This window comes from Mesorhizobium sp. B2-5-4, from assembly GCF_006441095.1.
In the GTDB taxonomy this organism is placed as follows: domain Bacteria; phylum Pseudomonadota; class Alphaproteobacteria; order Rhizobiales; family Rhizobiaceae; genus Mesorhizobium; species Mesorhizobium salmacidum.
On sequence record NZ_VFUR01000013.1, the window covers coordinates 1 to 13,654 of the forward strand.

General features: G+C 63.1%; 16 protein-coding genes and 1 pseudogene. 9 read left to right on the plus strand and 8 right to left on the minus strand.

Translation table 11 applies throughout. The features are described 5' to 3' along the window. On the plus strand, positions 1–208 hold a 208-nt coding region (locus FJ492_RS28975), incomplete at its 5' end, for a hypothetical protein (protein ID WP_210241541.1). A gap of 32 nt (positions 209–240) precedes the next feature. Here the strand turns inward: FJ492_RS28975 and FJ492_RS17345 are convergent. The 4 genes from FJ492_RS17345 to FJ492_RS17360 form a co-directional block, all read right to left on the minus strand. After that, the gene (locus tag FJ492_RS17345) at positions 241–891 is read right to left on the minus strand and encodes a dihydrofolate reductase family protein (protein WP_140771149.1); all 651 of its coding nucleotides are present in this window, start codon (positions 889–891) and stop codon (positions 241–243) included. 109 nt (positions 892–1,000) lie between these two features. Continuing rightward, positions 1,001–1,837, minus strand: a complete 837-nt coding sequence (locus FJ492_RS17350) for a protein-L-isoaspartate O-methyltransferase (RefSeq protein ID WP_181166672.1) — start codon at positions 1,835–1,837, stop codon at positions 1,001–1,003. 128 nt (positions 1,838–1,965) lie between these two features. Further along, positions 1,966–2,484: a DUF2867 domain-containing protein gene (locus tag FJ492_RS17355; RefSeq protein WP_140771154.1), complete on the minus strand. Its 519-nt coding sequence runs from the start codon at positions 2,482–2,484 to the stop codon at positions 1,966–1,968. A gap of 231 nt (positions 2,485–2,715) precedes the next feature. Beyond that, positions 2,716–4,080: an Nramp family divalent metal transporter gene (locus FJ492_RS17360; RefSeq protein ID WP_140771156.1), complete on the minus strand. Its 1,365-nt coding sequence runs from the start codon at positions 4,078–4,080 to the stop codon at positions 2,716–2,718. Positions 4,081–4,294: 214 nt separating this feature from the next. On the opposite strand from FJ492_RS17360, the gene mntR reads away from it, so the two are divergent. The 3 genes from mntR to FJ492_RS17375 all read left to right on the plus strand — a co-directional run bounded on the left by mntR (position 4,295) and on the right by FJ492_RS17375 (position 6,000). Beyond that, on the plus strand, positions 4,295–4,744 hold the full coding sequence (mntR, locus tag FJ492_RS17365; RefSeq protein ID WP_140717219.1) for a manganese-binding transcriptional regulator MntR: 450 nt from the start codon (positions 4,295–4,297) through the stop codon (positions 4,742–4,744). A gap of 208 nt (positions 4,745–4,952) precedes the next feature. Beyond that, complete coding sequence (locus FJ492_RS17370) at positions 4,953–5,141, plus strand: hypothetical protein (RefSeq protein WP_140505111.1); 189 nt, start codon at positions 4,953–4,955, stop codon at positions 5,139–5,141. 37 nt (positions 5,142–5,178) lie between these two features. Beyond that, a complete protein-coding gene (locus FJ492_RS17375) occupies positions 5,179–6,000 on the plus strand; it encodes an alpha/beta hydrolase (protein ID WP_246676048.1) in 822 nt (273 codons plus the stop codon). A gap of 35 nt (positions 6,001–6,035) precedes the next feature. Here FJ492_RS17375 and FJ492_RS29485 read toward each other — a convergent pair whose 3' ends face one another. Next, a complete protein-coding gene (locus FJ492_RS29485) occupies positions 6,036–6,161 on the minus strand; it encodes a hypothetical protein (RefSeq protein WP_281408171.1) in 126 nt (41 codons plus the stop codon). Positions 6,162–6,333: 172 nt separating this feature from the next. On the opposite strand from FJ492_RS29485, the gene FJ492_RS17380 reads away from it, so the two are divergent. Both FJ492_RS17380 and FJ492_RS17385 read left to right on the plus strand, forming a co-directional pair. After that, entirely contained in the window at positions 6,334–7,257 is a 924-nt protein-coding gene (locus FJ492_RS17380) for a neutral zinc metallopeptidase (RefSeq protein WP_140771160.1), read from the plus strand. 155 nt (positions 7,258–7,412) lie between these two features. After that, on the plus strand, positions 7,413–8,678 hold the full coding sequence (locus FJ492_RS17385) for a TCR/Tet family MFS transporter (RefSeq protein WP_140752075.1): 1,266 nt from the start codon (positions 7,413–7,415) through the stop codon (positions 8,676–8,678). Between the two features lie 116 nt (positions 8,679–8,794). Here FJ492_RS17385 and carA read toward each other — a convergent pair whose 3' ends face one another. Then, on the minus strand, positions 8,795–10,000 hold the full coding sequence (gene carA, locus FJ492_RS17390; protein ID WP_140771162.1) for a glutamine-hydrolyzing carbamoyl-phosphate synthase small subunit: 1,206 nt from the start codon (positions 9,998–10,000) through the stop codon (positions 8,795–8,797). Between the two features lie 275 nt (positions 10,001–10,275). Between carA and FJ492_RS17395 the strand changes: the two genes are divergently transcribed. After that, complete coding sequence (locus FJ492_RS17395; protein ID WP_140713766.1) at positions 10,276–10,725, plus strand: GatB/YqeY domain-containing protein; 450 nt, start codon at positions 10,276–10,278, stop codon at positions 10,723–10,725. A gap of 56 nt (positions 10,726–10,781) precedes the next feature. On the opposite strand, the pseudogene FJ492_RS29235 reads toward FJ492_RS17395, so the two are convergent. Continuing rightward, a pseudogene (locus FJ492_RS29235) lies at positions 10,782–10,955 on the minus strand (LysR family transcriptional regulator); the annotation flags it as partial. Between the two features lie 46 nt (positions 10,956–11,001). Here FJ492_RS29235 and FJ492_RS17405 point away from each other — a divergent pair. Then, a complete protein-coding gene (locus tag FJ492_RS17405) occupies positions 11,002–11,793 on the plus strand; it encodes an alpha/beta fold hydrolase (RefSeq protein WP_140771164.1) in 792 nt (263 codons plus the stop codon). Between the two features lie 25 nt (positions 11,794–11,818). Here the strand turns inward: FJ492_RS17405 and FJ492_RS17410 are convergent, their stop codons facing one another. Next, a complete protein-coding gene (locus FJ492_RS17410) occupies positions 11,819–12,802 on the minus strand; it encodes a hypothetical protein (protein WP_140771166.1) in 984 nt (327 codons plus the stop codon). 293 nt (positions 12,803–13,095) lie between these two features. Between FJ492_RS17410 and FJ492_RS17415 the strand changes: the two genes are divergently transcribed. After that, entirely contained in the window at positions 13,096–13,653 is a 558-nt protein-coding gene (locus FJ492_RS17415; RefSeq protein WP_140771168.1) for a GNAT family N-acetyltransferase, read from the plus strand. Position 13,654 lies beyond the last annotated feature (1 nt).

A 13,654-nucleotide genomic window follows, 5' to 3' on the forward strand; every position in this document is an offset into this window, starting at 1 on the left:
TCCGCTTCACCGCCATCGCAAATCCCTCCGAGCAATAATCGAAGTGAATCACAATGCCAGAATTGCGCAACAGGCCCAACAAGGGGAGAAGGAAGAGTCATCGATGACATGGCTAATTGCCAATGTTGGAGAGTGGCAGAGCCGAATGCGCCAGGCTCCACCTTCTCCCCTGTGGGAGAAGGTGGCCTCGCGAAGCGAGGTCGGATGAGGGGTGTTCCAGCTTGATACCAGAGGTCGAATTTACTTCCAGTTCTTGCGCCGTTCGAGTTCGGCGTCGGAGGGTTTGCCCGTGACAAAGGAGCCGACCTCGATTTCGCCCGCGCGCTCGTAGGTCGCCATGATGACGCCGGTGGTGGAAGCCTGCGATTTGACAAGCCTGAAGGCGGCCGGCATCGCGGCATCGCCGAACAGCCGCTTGCCCTTGCCCAGCAACACCGGGAACGTCATCAGCCGGATCTCGTCGATCAGCCCGTTGGCGAGCAAAGTCTGAATGAGATTGCCAGATCCCTGGATGAGCAGGTCAGGTCCATCTTCCTGCTTGAGCCGGCGCAAAGTCGCGATGATATCGGGCCCAAGCGACTGCGTGTTCTGCCAGGTCAGAGTGTCCGGCCGATGCGTCGCCACATATTTGGTCGCGGGGTTGAAGGCATCCGCGATCGGATCTTTCTGGTACGGCCAATACGCGGCGAAGATGTCGTAGGTTCTGCGGCCGAGCAGCAGGGCGAAGGGTTTGGAAAATAGGTCATCCATTGCCGCGCCCGCCTCCTCGTCAAAGTAGTGGAAAGTCCAGCCGCCGAATTTGAAGCCGCCGACCGGATCTTCTTCCGGTCCACCGGGTGCCTGCATGACGCCATCGAGGCTGACGAAGGTTGCGGCGGTGATCCTTCTCATTGTGCTCTCCCTTGCTTTCGTCCACGCCATCGCGGCCGGACTTCAGTCCTAGGACGGACCAGCCGCGCCCATCCCGACAGCGGCCGCGAATCTGGTTCGCCACCGATGCTTAATCACGCGCGCTCGGGGCTTCCGACGAGAACCAGACATGCTCGAAGATTGCCGTAGCGGTGCTGTCTGGCTGCCTATCCTCGATCAGCCAGATCGAGCGGCTGCGCGCGGCCTCTTCGCGTGTCGGGATCTTCGCGGCGGAGTCGGCGGTCGACGCGCCGACACAAGGGATGAACCACGAGCGCATGAACGGGTGGCAGGCGAAGCCTTTTTCGCCGCGGGTCACCATCACCGCGAACGGAACGCGCTCGGCCGGACGCCACGGGAAGATCATGCGGCCGCCGGGGCGCAACGCCTTCAGCCATCCGGCGGGAGGGGCCACGACACCGGCGTTGACATAGATGATGTCGGATGGTGGCAGGGGCGAAGTCACGGCATCGCCATGGACAACAGTCGCATTGCCGTAGGCTTCGAGATTTTGCCGGGCCAGCTCTGCCAGCTTCTTGTCGAGCTCGAAAGCGGTGACGGTGCCGCCCGGCGAAACCAGCCTGGCCAGCACCGCAGTGTAGTAGCCGGTGCCGGCGCCGATATGACAAACGGCCTCGCCGGGTCTCGGCGCAAGCTTTCCGATCCACATGGCGTGCAGGAACGGCTCGCCATTGTTGATGCCCTTGTCGTCGTCGAGCGCCACCAGCACGTTCTGGTAGATGTGGGCCGGATCGGCGCTCGGCGTCGTGATCTTGCCGTTGCCGGCGATGATCGTCCACGGTCCGGGGCCGAGAAAGGCTTCGCGCGGCACTTCGGCGAAGACCGTCTGCAGGCGCGGATCGGGCGATCCGGCATTTGCGGCCATCAGCCGCGCGTAGAATTTCCTGAAATCTTCGATCCCGGTCATGACGAGGGGAAGATAGCGCGGATCGCCGATTTGTCGCGGGACCATCTGCGGCCGGACTGTGTGAGAAGAAGCACGGGGCGGGAGCTCCCCGCCGTGTTCATCGTTTGAAATTCGAGGTTCCCGCAGCTCTACTGCATTTGCGTTTGTGCACAGCGTGCCAGGTTGGCCCTGACCACCAGGTGATGAAAAGGCCTGATCGCGTTGAGATAGGTGAAGCCCAAGGCATTGTGGGTATGCACAACGGTTGTCGCGATGATCAACGTGCCTGTTGGAGAATGGCGTCGGAGCAGAGATAGACGGAAGTCCAGGTGTCGGTCATCCGTACCGAGCACGATTTCGTCCTTGCCCTCCCAGTGCACCGGGAAGAAGTCCACCCGTTCACGGCTGTCCTGGAACGTCCTGACCGTGTCGGAGGTTTTGACGCCGAAGGGCATAACCATGGCGTCGCGCAGCGCGATCAACGCCTTTTGCCACACGGGTGGATTGACGAGTGTCCGCGTCGCCAACTCGCGCATGCTCGACTGTTCCGATGCACTCAAGTCAATGCTGTAGCTATCAAGTGAACTGGCGTTCTCGTACCAACTCGCAATGATACTTTCCGACGGCGGCGTTGTCCGGCGTACCTGCGGTTTGCGGTCTAAACCCATGCTGAAAGCTCAATCATGGCAGCTGGCCAAATAGCGGTAGGAGTACATGCCGAAGCCGACCGAGAACGATATAATATGGTGCGTGAGCGCTATACAAGCGGCGCGGTCGCAAGCCGATATCGGCGCGCACGAGGGCACAATCGAATCGGCCCTCGCCTGGATGCAAATTGCCTTCGTTGCGATACTGTTGCGCAGACCGGTTATGATGGATCTTAATTTCGAGTCAGGTTCTTAGCCAACCCCGGACATGGTCTCGTAGAGCAGCTTGAAATTGAGCACCAGGATGATGGCCGCGACCACCCAGGCCAATGCCGCCACGCCGCGCGGGATGGCGAGGTTGCCCATCTTCTTCTTGTCGGAGACGAACTGCACCAGCGGGATGACCGCGAAGGGCAGCTGCATGGACAGGATCACCTGACTGAACACCAGCAGCTGGCCGGTGCCCTTCTCGCCATAGAGCGCGGTGACGACCACCACCGGAACGATGGCTAGGCCGCGCGTCAAAAGACGCCGTGCCCAGCTGGGGATGCGCAGGCGCAGAAAACCTTCCATGATGATCTGGCCGGCCAGCGTCGCCGTCACCGTCGAGTTGAGGCCCGAGGCCAGCAGTGCCACGGCAAACAGGATCGAGGCGATGCCCAAGCCAAGCAGCGGCGACAGGAGCTGGAAGGCCTGGTCGATCTCGGCGACATGATGGTGGCCGGTGTCGTGGAAGGCGACCGCCGCGACGATCAGGATGGCGGCGTTGACGAACAGCGCCAGCATCAGGGCGATGGTGGAGTCCATCGTCGCCCATTTGATGGCATCGCGCTTGCCCGCGTCGGTGCGTTCATAGGCGCGGGTCTGCACGATCGAGGAATGCAGATAGAGATTATGCGGCATGACCGTGGCGCCGATGATGCCGATGGCGATGTAGAGCATCGCCGGGTTGGTGATGATGTCGGAGGACGGCACGAACATCGAATGCAGGATCGTGCCGGCCGGCGGGGCGGCAACGAAGATCTGGATGGCAAAGCAGCTGAAGATGATGATCAGAAGCGCGACGACGAATGCTTCCAGATAGCGGAAACCCTTGTTCATCAGGAGCAGCACCAGGAAGGCGTCGAGCGCGGTGAGCATGGCGCCGCCGATCAGCGGGATGCCGAACAAAAGCTGCAGCGCGATCGCGGTGCCGATCACCTCGGCGAGGTCGCAGGCGATGATGGCGAGCTCGCAGGCGATCCACAGCACGAAATTGACCGGGCGCGGGTAGTAAGCGCGGCAGGCCTGGGCGAGGTCGCGGCCGGTGGCGATGCCAAGCCGCGCGGCAAGCGCCTGCAGCAGGATCGCCATCAGGTTGGACAGCATGATGATGAACAAAAGCGTGTAGCCGAACTGGGCGCCGCCGGCGAGGTCGGTCGCCCAGTTGCCCGGGTCCATATAGCCGACCGAGACCATGTAGCCCGGGCCCATGAAGGCGAACAGCCGGCGGAACCAGACGCCTGACGTCGGCACCGCGATGGTGGAATTGACCTCGCGCAGGCTGGGCTGATTGTCTTCCTCCCGTCTGGCGAGCCGCCATGCGGACCGGGGGGCTGTGACGTCTGCTTCTAACATGAAAAGGCTTTCCGCGGCTTCCGGAGGATACCCATAAGCTATGCCATGGCTCAACATTATGCAATAGGCTATATTTCATTGTCGGTGCTTGTTGCGAGGGCGGGCGACCGGAGACGCCGATTGCGCCTCTCGCGGAATGCAAATAAACGGCCTGAAGAATCAGAGCCCGTGCTATAAAAGCAGCGACGGCTAAACTTCCGAGGAGGAGCGCGCATTGGCGCTGAAGAACAGACCGGCTCCGCGTGAGCCGTTGCTCGATGCCGATATCCATTCGGAAGGGTTCCGGCAGACGCGCGAAGCGCGCCGCAGCGCGCTGGTCGAGGATTATGTCGAGCTGATCGCCGACCTGATCGAGGACGGCAATGAGGCGCGTCAAGTCGACATCGCCGCTCGCCTCGGCGTCGCCCAGCCGACGGTGGCCAAGATGCTGACGCGGCTCTGCGCCGACGGGCTGGTGTCGCGAAAACCCTATCGCGGCGTGTTCCTGACCGAAGCCGGCCGCAAAGTCGCGGAGGAAAGCCGCATTCGCCACCAGACGGTGGAAGCCTTCCTGCGCTCCCTCGGCGTCAGCGCCGAGACGGCGCGCATCGACGCCGAGGGCATCGAGCACCATGTCAGCGCCGAGACGCTGGAAGCGTTCCGCAAGGCGATGACGGCCCGCTGAAAGGCGCTTCATTGCCGAGTTTTCGAACACGTTGCGGCATGTCGCGGCGAATAGGATTCGCCCGATCTGCCGTAAGCTTCTGATTTTATGCATGTCGTTATTCCGGAACCGAGGACACTTCCGGGCGACATGCTTTAGTTGCTGGAACCGTCGGCGCTTATGCGCGTTGGCTCTCATCGCGCGCTTGTTGCGCGCCAGGGAGGAAGCTATGGGCGTCGAGCAGGCACCGACCGCAAAAGGCAAGCAGGCAGCCACAGGATTGAAACAGGCGGCCGCCAGGGACGAGCGCAAGACCGAGGCCGAAACCGGACATTCGCTGAAGAAAGGCGCCGATCGTTTCGAGGAACGTTCGAAGAGCTCGGACGGCAAGAGCGCCGGTGCCAAGCAGAAAGAGTAGGCGGCGGTAATTCCGGATCGATGCAGATGACGATCGAGTGGCCCCGCCCGAACGCTTTGTCTTTCAAGGACATTCCATCGCCTGGGGCGTGATGGGGGAAGGACCGCCCGCCGTCGTTCTCCATGGCACGCCCTTCTCCTCGGTCGAGTGGCGCCGCATCGCGCCATGGCTCGCCAAGCAGCGACGCGTCCACTATTTCGACATGCTTGGCTATGGCTGGTCGGACAAACCGGACGGCGACGTGTCGCGCGGCATCCAGAACGAATTGTTCGCGGCGCTCTGTGCCCACTGGAAGCTGGAACGGCCCGACGTGGTCGCGCATGATTTCGGCGGATCGACCGCTCTGCGCGGTCATCTGCTCAACGGGTTAAATTTTCGCTCGCTGGTGCTGATCGATCCGGTGGCGATCAGCCCGCAAGGCTCGCCGCTGGTCCAGGCAGCCAAACAGAACGAGAAGGTTTTTGCCGAGCTGCCCGCGTATGTCCACGAAGCGATCTTGCGCGCCTATATCAACGGCGCGACGTACAATCTGTTACGCAAGGACGAGATGCAGGCCTATCTGCGTCCATGGCTTGGCGACGAGGGCCAGAAGGCATTCTGGAGGCAAGTCGCACAGATGGATGACAAATACACGGAGGAGGTGGAGTGGCGATATGGCGAAATCCGGTGTCCGGTCACCATCCTCTGGGGCGACAATGACGATTGGATCCCGGTAAAGGACGGCCGGGAGCTGGCGCGGCGCATTCCCGGCGCGACGTTTCAGACAGTCCCTGATGCCAAGCATCTCGTCCAGGAAGATGCGCCAGAAGCGATCGCCGCTACGGTCCTTCAGTTCTGGCGGAGCATGGAAGCCGGCTAGGACTGTTCGGCGTTTGATAGAACCTCCGGACCGGCCTAATTTCCTTTGCTGGTCTTCGGCTCGTCGGCGATCTCGCGCTTGACCGTGTCGCGCACGCTGGCCAGCGCCACCAGCAGCGACAGGAAACCCCTGATCTCCCTCGAGCCTGGCGCCCCTTCCAATGCCGGCGATGCGACAGGCCTTGCGCGCTCCCGGTCAGTGCGGTGAAGCGGCCATGTGGCGCTGCCTGGCCACAAAAATGCTGTGACTTGGAGCAACCATTGCGATACTTGTTTGTTGGGTTGAGCCGGCCCTGCCGGAGCAATGGGGAAGTTCGCAGCACGAGGAATTGCCATGCTCTGGAGAGGCCGTCGTCAGAGTGACAATATCGAGGACGACCGCAGCGATGATGGCGGCGGCGGGATCGGTGGTGGTGGCGGCCAGTTCCGCATCCCGATCGGTGGCCGCGCCGGTGGCGGCGGCAGCATATTCCTCGTCATCCTGGTGGTGCTGGCCGGCTGGTATTTCGGCTTCGATCCCTCGGCAATCCTGGGCGGCGGCGACGGCGGCCTGCTGCCGGGTGGTGGCGGCCAGATATCAGACAATAGCGGCAGCCAGGACAGCGGCGGCACCCCCGCCAATGACGAGATGAAGCAGTTCGTGGCGACCGTGCTCGCCGAGACGGAAGACACCTGGACCGGCATCTTCAAGTCGCAAGGCCTGACCTATGAGGACCCCAAGCTGGTGCTGTTTTCCGGCCAGGTCCGCTCGGCCTGCGGTTTTGCTTCCGCCGCGGCCGGACCGTTCTATTGTCCGGGCGACCACAAGGTCTATCTCGACATGACCTTCTTCCAGCAGCTCGACCAGCAGTTCGGCGCTTCAGGCGAGTTCGCCCGTGCCTACGTCATCGCGCATGAGGTCGGTCACCACGTGCAGAACCTCACCGGTATCATGGGTAAGTTCAACCAGATGCGCCAAGGCATGAGCGAAGCCGATGCCAACCAGCTGTCGGTGCGCATCGAGCTGCAGGCCGACTGCTTCGCCGGCGTGTGGGCGCATTACACCGGGCAAAAGGGCATATTGGAGCAGGGCGACTTCGAAAGCGCGCTGAACGCGGCCAAGCAGATCGGCGACGATACGCTGCAGAAGAAGATGCAGGGCTATGTCGTGCCGGAAAGCTTCAACCACGGCACCTCGCAGCAGCGGCAGACCTGGCTGACGCGCGGCTACAAGAGCGGCAAGCTGTCGGACTGCAACACGATGAGTGGTTCGCTCTAGGCAGTCGTTTTCGGATAAGGACCTGGCGGCAAGACGCCGTCAGGGAGTGTCAGGATCAAAGCTTCCTGCCTGTTCCCGCATTGTTCCTTTTCGCCGGCTCGCCTATAAGGTGCGTCCGCCCGCGCCCCAGGACGGCCAGAGGAGCTTGACCCATCATGATCGACCCCAAGACCGCCAGGCGGGGCCTTGCGCTCGTTTTCACCACGCTGCTGCTCGACATTATCGGCTTCGGCATGATCATGCCGGTGCTGCCGGCTTTTCTCAGGGAATTGACCGGCGTCGGCATCAGCGAAGCGGCGATCGAGGGCGGCTGGCTGTTCTTCGTCTATGCGGCCATGCAGTTCTTTTTCGCGCCCATCATGGGCGGCCTGAGCGACCGGTTCGGGCGGCGGCCGATCCTGCTCGCCTCGGTGCTGACCTTCTCCATCGACAATTTGATCTGCGCGATCGCCTGGTCCTATCCGATGCTGTTCATCGGGCGTGTGCTCGCCGGCATTTCGGGCGCCAGCTATTCGACGACGTCGGCCTTCATCGCCGACATTTCGAACGACGAGAACCGGGCGAAGAATTTCGGCCTGCTCGGCATTGCGTTCGGCGTCGGTTTCGTCATCGGGCCGGTGCTGGGCGGCCTGCTCGGCACATTCGGCCCGCGCGTGCCGTTCTTTTGCGCCGCCGGGCTGGCCTTCGTGAACTTCCTGATCGCGATGTTCTTCCTGCCCGAAACGCTCGATGAAAAGCATCGCCGCCGCTTCGAGTGGAAACGCGCCAATCCGGTCGGCACGCTCCTGCAGATGCGCCAGTATCAGGGTATCGGCTGGATCGGGCTGGTCTTCTTCCTGATGACGCTCGGCCATATGATGTATCCGGCGGTGTGGTCGTTCGTCTCCAATTACCGCTATGGCTGGAGCGAGCAGCAGATCGGCTTCTCGCTCGGCGCTTTCGGCCTGTGCGGCGCGATCGTCATGGGCACGGTGCTGCCGCGCGTCATACCGAGGCTCGGCGAGTGGAGAACGGCGGTCATCGGCCTGACGTTCACGGCGGCCAGCGCCTTCGGCTATGCCTTCGCCTCGCAAGGCTGGATGGTCTACGCGGTGATCGTCGTCGGCTGCCTGGAAGCTCTGGCCGATCCGCCGCTCAGAAGCCTCGCCGCCGCCAAGGTGCCGCCTTCGGCACAGGGCGAGTTGCAAGGCGCGATGACCTCGATCTTCTCGATCACCTCGATCATCACGCCGCTGCTCTATACCGCGATCTTTTCTTGGTTCACCGGGCCAAGTGCGCCTGTCACCTTCGGCGGCGCGCCCTATCTGGTCGGTGCGTGCTTCCTGGTCCTGGCGGTCATTGTCTTCGTCACCAAGGTGGCGAGACCGGCGACGGTCATGAATGTCACGAACAATGTCGTGGAAGATGGAGCCCAGCTATGAGCCGAAGGCAAGTGAGGGCCGGCCGGTGGCGTGAGGTCGAGGGATTTGCGATGCGGGGAAGAAGAGCGCCGAGGTTGCGGCAAGCTCACTTCCGATGAGGGGCGGCGCGAGGTCTCTCAGGCCCGCTCCACCAGCAATTCCTCGCCGCGCTTCTGGCGGATCAGGTTGACGAAGCGGCGGAACAGATAATGCGAATCCTGTGGGCCGGGCGAGGCCTCGGGGTGATGCTGGACCGAGAACACCGGACGGCCGGTCAGCGCGATGCCGCAGTTCGAGCCGTCGAACAGCGAGACATGGGTTTCCTCGACGCCCGCGGGCAGCGAGTCGGCATCGACGGCAAAGCCATGGTTCATCGAGACGATCTCGACCTTGCCTGTCGTGTGATCCTTCACCGGATGGTTGGCGCCATGATGGCCCTGGTGCATCTTGGCGGTCTTGCCGCCCAGCGCCAGCGCCAGCATCTGATGGCCAAGGCAGATGCCGAACACCGGAATGTCGGTCTTGAGCAGGTCCTGGATCACGGGTACGGCATAATCGCCCGTGGCTTCCGGGTCGCCGGGGCCGTTGGAGAGAAAGATGCCGTCGGGCTGCATGGCGAGAATTTCTTCCGCGTCGGTCTTGGCGGGAACGACGGTGACCTTGGCGCCGAGGCCGGCAAGCAGCCGCAAGATGTTGCGCTTGACGCCGTAGTCGATGGCGACAACATGCAGCGAAGGCTTGGCCTGTTCGCCAAAGCCCTCGTTCCACACCCATGGCGTCTCGCGCCAGACCGAGGACTGGCCCGACGTGACCTCCTTGGCGAGATCGAGCCCGATCAGGCCCGACCATGCGGCGGCGCGCCGCTTCAGATCGTCGAGGTCGAAGACGCCATCCGGCGCATGCGCGATGACGGCGTTGGGCATGCCCTTTTCGCGGATCAGCGCGGTGAGCGCGCGGGTGTCGATGCCCGAGAGCGCGACGATGCCGCGCTTCTTCAGCCACTGATCGAGGTGGCCGGCGGTGCGGTAATTGGACGGGTTGGTGACATCGGCCTTGAACACGGCGCCGACAGCGCCGGCGCGGGCGGCCGGGTTGAGGTCTTCGATGTCCTCGCCATTGGTGCCGATGTTGCCGATATGCGGGAAGGTGAAGGTGACGATCTGGCCGGCATAGGACGGGTCGGTGAGGATTTCCTGGTAGCCGGTGAGTGCGGTGTTGAAGCAGACTTCGGCGACGGCGGAGCCGGTGGCGCCGAGGCCGCGACCCTCGATGACGGTACCGTCGGCCAGCACCAGAAGGGCGGTCGGCTTTTCAGTGGCCCAGGCGGGCGTCATCTCGGCCATGGCGGCACTCCTATCAGGCCGCACGCTTCCATAGCCCGGCGGGCCTTCGCGCGGCAAACGGCGCGAAGCGGCGAATTCGCGGCCTCCACGCACCCAAGCTTCAGTTCATGCAAGGCCCAGTACATAGGGGAAGGGAGCAGGGCGGTCAATGATCATGCCAAATGCCGTCGCGATTTATTTCATTGAGGAATATCATAGGCTTGCCCTGGCATATCAGGGTTTGCGTTGGCCTGTCCCCGGCGCTATTGTCCGCGCCGACCGAAGGAGAGAGAGCAATGCGCGCGAAAATCGCCGAATCCCTGAAGACCGCGATGAAGGCGCAGGACAAGCACCGGCTGCCGACATTGCGGCTGATCCAGGCCGCCATCCACGACCGCGACATCGCCAATCGCGGCGCCGGCAAGGAACCTGCCAGCGACGAGGAAATCCTGCAGATCCTGGCCAAGATGGTGAAGCAGCGCGAGGAATCGGCCAAGGCATTCGAGGACGGCAAGCGGCCGGAACTGGCGGCGCAGGAACGCGGCGAGATGGAGATCATCCGTGGCTTCCTGCCGACGCAGCTTGACGATGCGGCAGTCACGGCGGCGGCGCGCGAGGCGATTGCCGCGACCGGTGCGGCCAGCCAGAAGGATATGGGCAAGGTGATCGCCGTGCTGAAGCAGAAATATGCCGGCCAAATGGATTTCGGCAAGGCGAGCGGCATCGTCAAGGGGTTGCTGCAGTAGGGCTTTTACCGTCGCGTCAGCGGCTTCCACTCACTCGACGCCAAGCCGCGACTTGGCTATTGGGCCGATTTCCGAGGCTCCAACGCGCGGCGCAATGCCGGCGCTTCCTGCTGGATATGGTCCCACAGGCGGATGGAGATCGGCCCGTGCGGCCGGTCGCGGCGGCGCGCCACCACCAATTCATCGGTGCGGCCCGGCAGATGACTGCCGGCAATCGATAGTAGCTGTCCACAGCTACGCTTTGCCTTATTCACCGTTCCAGGAGGATTTTTCATCATGAGTGAGCTGAATTTCGTGACTGTCGGCGACGGCACGCGCATCGCCTATCGCTTCGACGGCGATGCCGGGAAGCCTGTGCTGGTGCTGTCCAACTCGATCGCCACCACGCTGCATATGTGGGATGGGCAGGTCGGCGAATTGTCCAGGCATTTCCGCGTTCTGCGCTACGACTTTCGCGGCCATGGCGGGTCGAGCACGCCAGTCGGCGCCTATTCACTCGACCGGCTTGGCCGCGACGTGATCGAACTCATCGATGCGCTCGGCCTTGGGCGCGTGCATTTCCTCGGCCTGTCTCTGGGCGGTTTCGTCGGGCAGTGGCTCGGCATCAACGCGGCCGAACGGATCGACCGGCTGATCCTGAGCAACACCTCGTCCCATCTCGGGCCGGCAAGTTATTTCGACGAGCGGATTGCCGTCGTGCGACAGGCGCCGGACATGTCGGAAACCGCCGACGTGTTCCTCAACAACTGGTTCCCCGCGGACATGATGGCGGCCAACGAACCCGTCATCGAGGAATTCCGCGCTATGCTGCTGGCGATCGACCGGCAAGGCCTGGCCGGCCTGTTCGCGGCGGTTCGCGACGCCGACCTTCGCCGCACGGTGGCGCTGATCTCCCGGCCGACACTGGTGATCGCCGGCGAGCACGACACGGTGACGGCGGCGAGCCATAGCGAGCTGATCGCGGCCGCGGTGCCCGGCGCGAAGCTTGTCGTGCTGCCCGCGGTCCACCTGTCGAACGTGGAATGCCCCACCGAGTTCGTGCAGGCCGTGCTCGATTTCCTGCGCTGAGCCGGAGCAGGGCCGTGGGTCCGTCTCACGGCTCCTTGCAGATCGGCAGCGGCTGCGCAGGTGGTGCGGGATGATCCTTCTTGTACTGGGCGATGACAGGCTCGAGCATTTTTCGCGGCCAGAATTTCGGCTTTCCGATTTCCTTCAGGCACGATGCGTTCCAGTAGGTGCCTGAAGCGGAATGGCCGCTGGCAACGGAGGCGATATCGCGCGATTCCGGATAGATGTAGAGCGTCGTCGGATTGTCCTTCACCATCGAGATGAGTTGCCCGGCATCGGCCGGCGACCAGCTGGTGCAACCATTGCTGCGGCCGCCGGCATAGTCCACCAGTTTGCCGAACGGCACGAAGCCGTCATGGTCGGCATAGGAACTGTTCGGGGTCTTGCGCATACACATGCCGCGCAGCACCTGTGCCGCGTGGCCGCCGATCACGCGCTGCCTTGCGTTGGCGGCTTCGCCTTCGCCGTCGAACTGGATGAAGGTGCGCTGGAAAGCCACGTCCTGTTTCGCGCCAGTGCGATAAAAGCCCTTGAACGAGGTCTTCGCTTCGCTGGTCATGTAGGCGCCGCCGGCGGTCAGTTCCGAATCCATGGCATTGCCGAAGTTCTTCGCGCAGCGCCTGCCGTTCGAAAAATCGACGGTGCCTTTCAGGTTCCGGCCGCCGCCGTGACCCGACGAAATCGCGCGAAACGACTGGCTGGCTTCGCATACGACATAGTAGCGGCGCCCGAGCACGCCATTGCCCAGATCGCCGGGACGGGTGGCATCCATGGCGAAGTAGCAGGGGTTCCGGACGGCGCCCTGCGCCACCTTCTTCAGGTAAAGCGCGCGCGCCCGCTCCAGCACGACTTGTGAGATCTGGCCATCGCCGTTGCCGACATGGGCCTCCAGCCAGGCCGGAACGGCCGATGGCGCGGCAAAGGACCGGGCCGATGCCGTCAAGGCAACGATGATGGCAAGAAGGCTGAGGGTGACGACGACACCCAGCGGGACAGATCTCAACCGCACCGTACCCATTCTCCTGCCGAAGCCCCTTGTGATTCCCCGCGGAATCACCAGAGGATGATCATAAGACGCGGGGTGTCATCAGGCGAGACACATCTTGTTTAGCGCGTCGGCAAGTATGCGCGAAGAGACCAGGCCGACGCACAACCATCCATAAGCTGCCATGCTGGGCCAAGGCTTGGGGCGGAGGCCTGCAAACGTCCCAATTTTCGATCCGCCCGGATTGCTCTTCCAGCCGGCTTGAGCGCCCTGCTGTCGAAGGTTATGCCTGCCTCGTTTATCAGGAAGCATCGATCATGGTCGAGATCGTGAAACCGGCGCTTGAACATCTGCCGTCCTACAAGGCGGCGCTCGAGCGCGGCTGGTCGCCGGACAATGTGCGGCTCCTGGAGGCGACGCGCGAGCAGCTCGCGGCCATAGAAGAAAATCCCATGGCGTTCCTCGCCGACCTCGATGATCCCGAGGCCAAAGGGCCGCCCATCGCCTTGCCCGACGGCACGCAGGTGCCGCGCCTGCCGGGCTTCCGCCGCTGGATCTGGGACGGCGAGGCATCGGGCTCGATCGGCTTTCGCTGGCAGAAGGGCACGGCGGAACTGCCGCCGCACGTGCTTGGCCACATCGGCTACGCGGTGGTGCCGTGGAAGCGGCAGCGCGGCTACGCCACCGAAGCGTTGCGGCTGATGCTGGACGAGGCGAGGGCGGTGGGCCTACCCTATGTCGAGATCACCGCCAAACCGGGCAATCCGGCCTCGCACAAGGTGATCCTGGCCAATGGCGGCAAGCTCGTCGAGCGCTTCGTCGAGGACGCTGCCTATGGAGGGGCGGAGAGCCTGCGGTTCCGGATCGAGCTGTAGA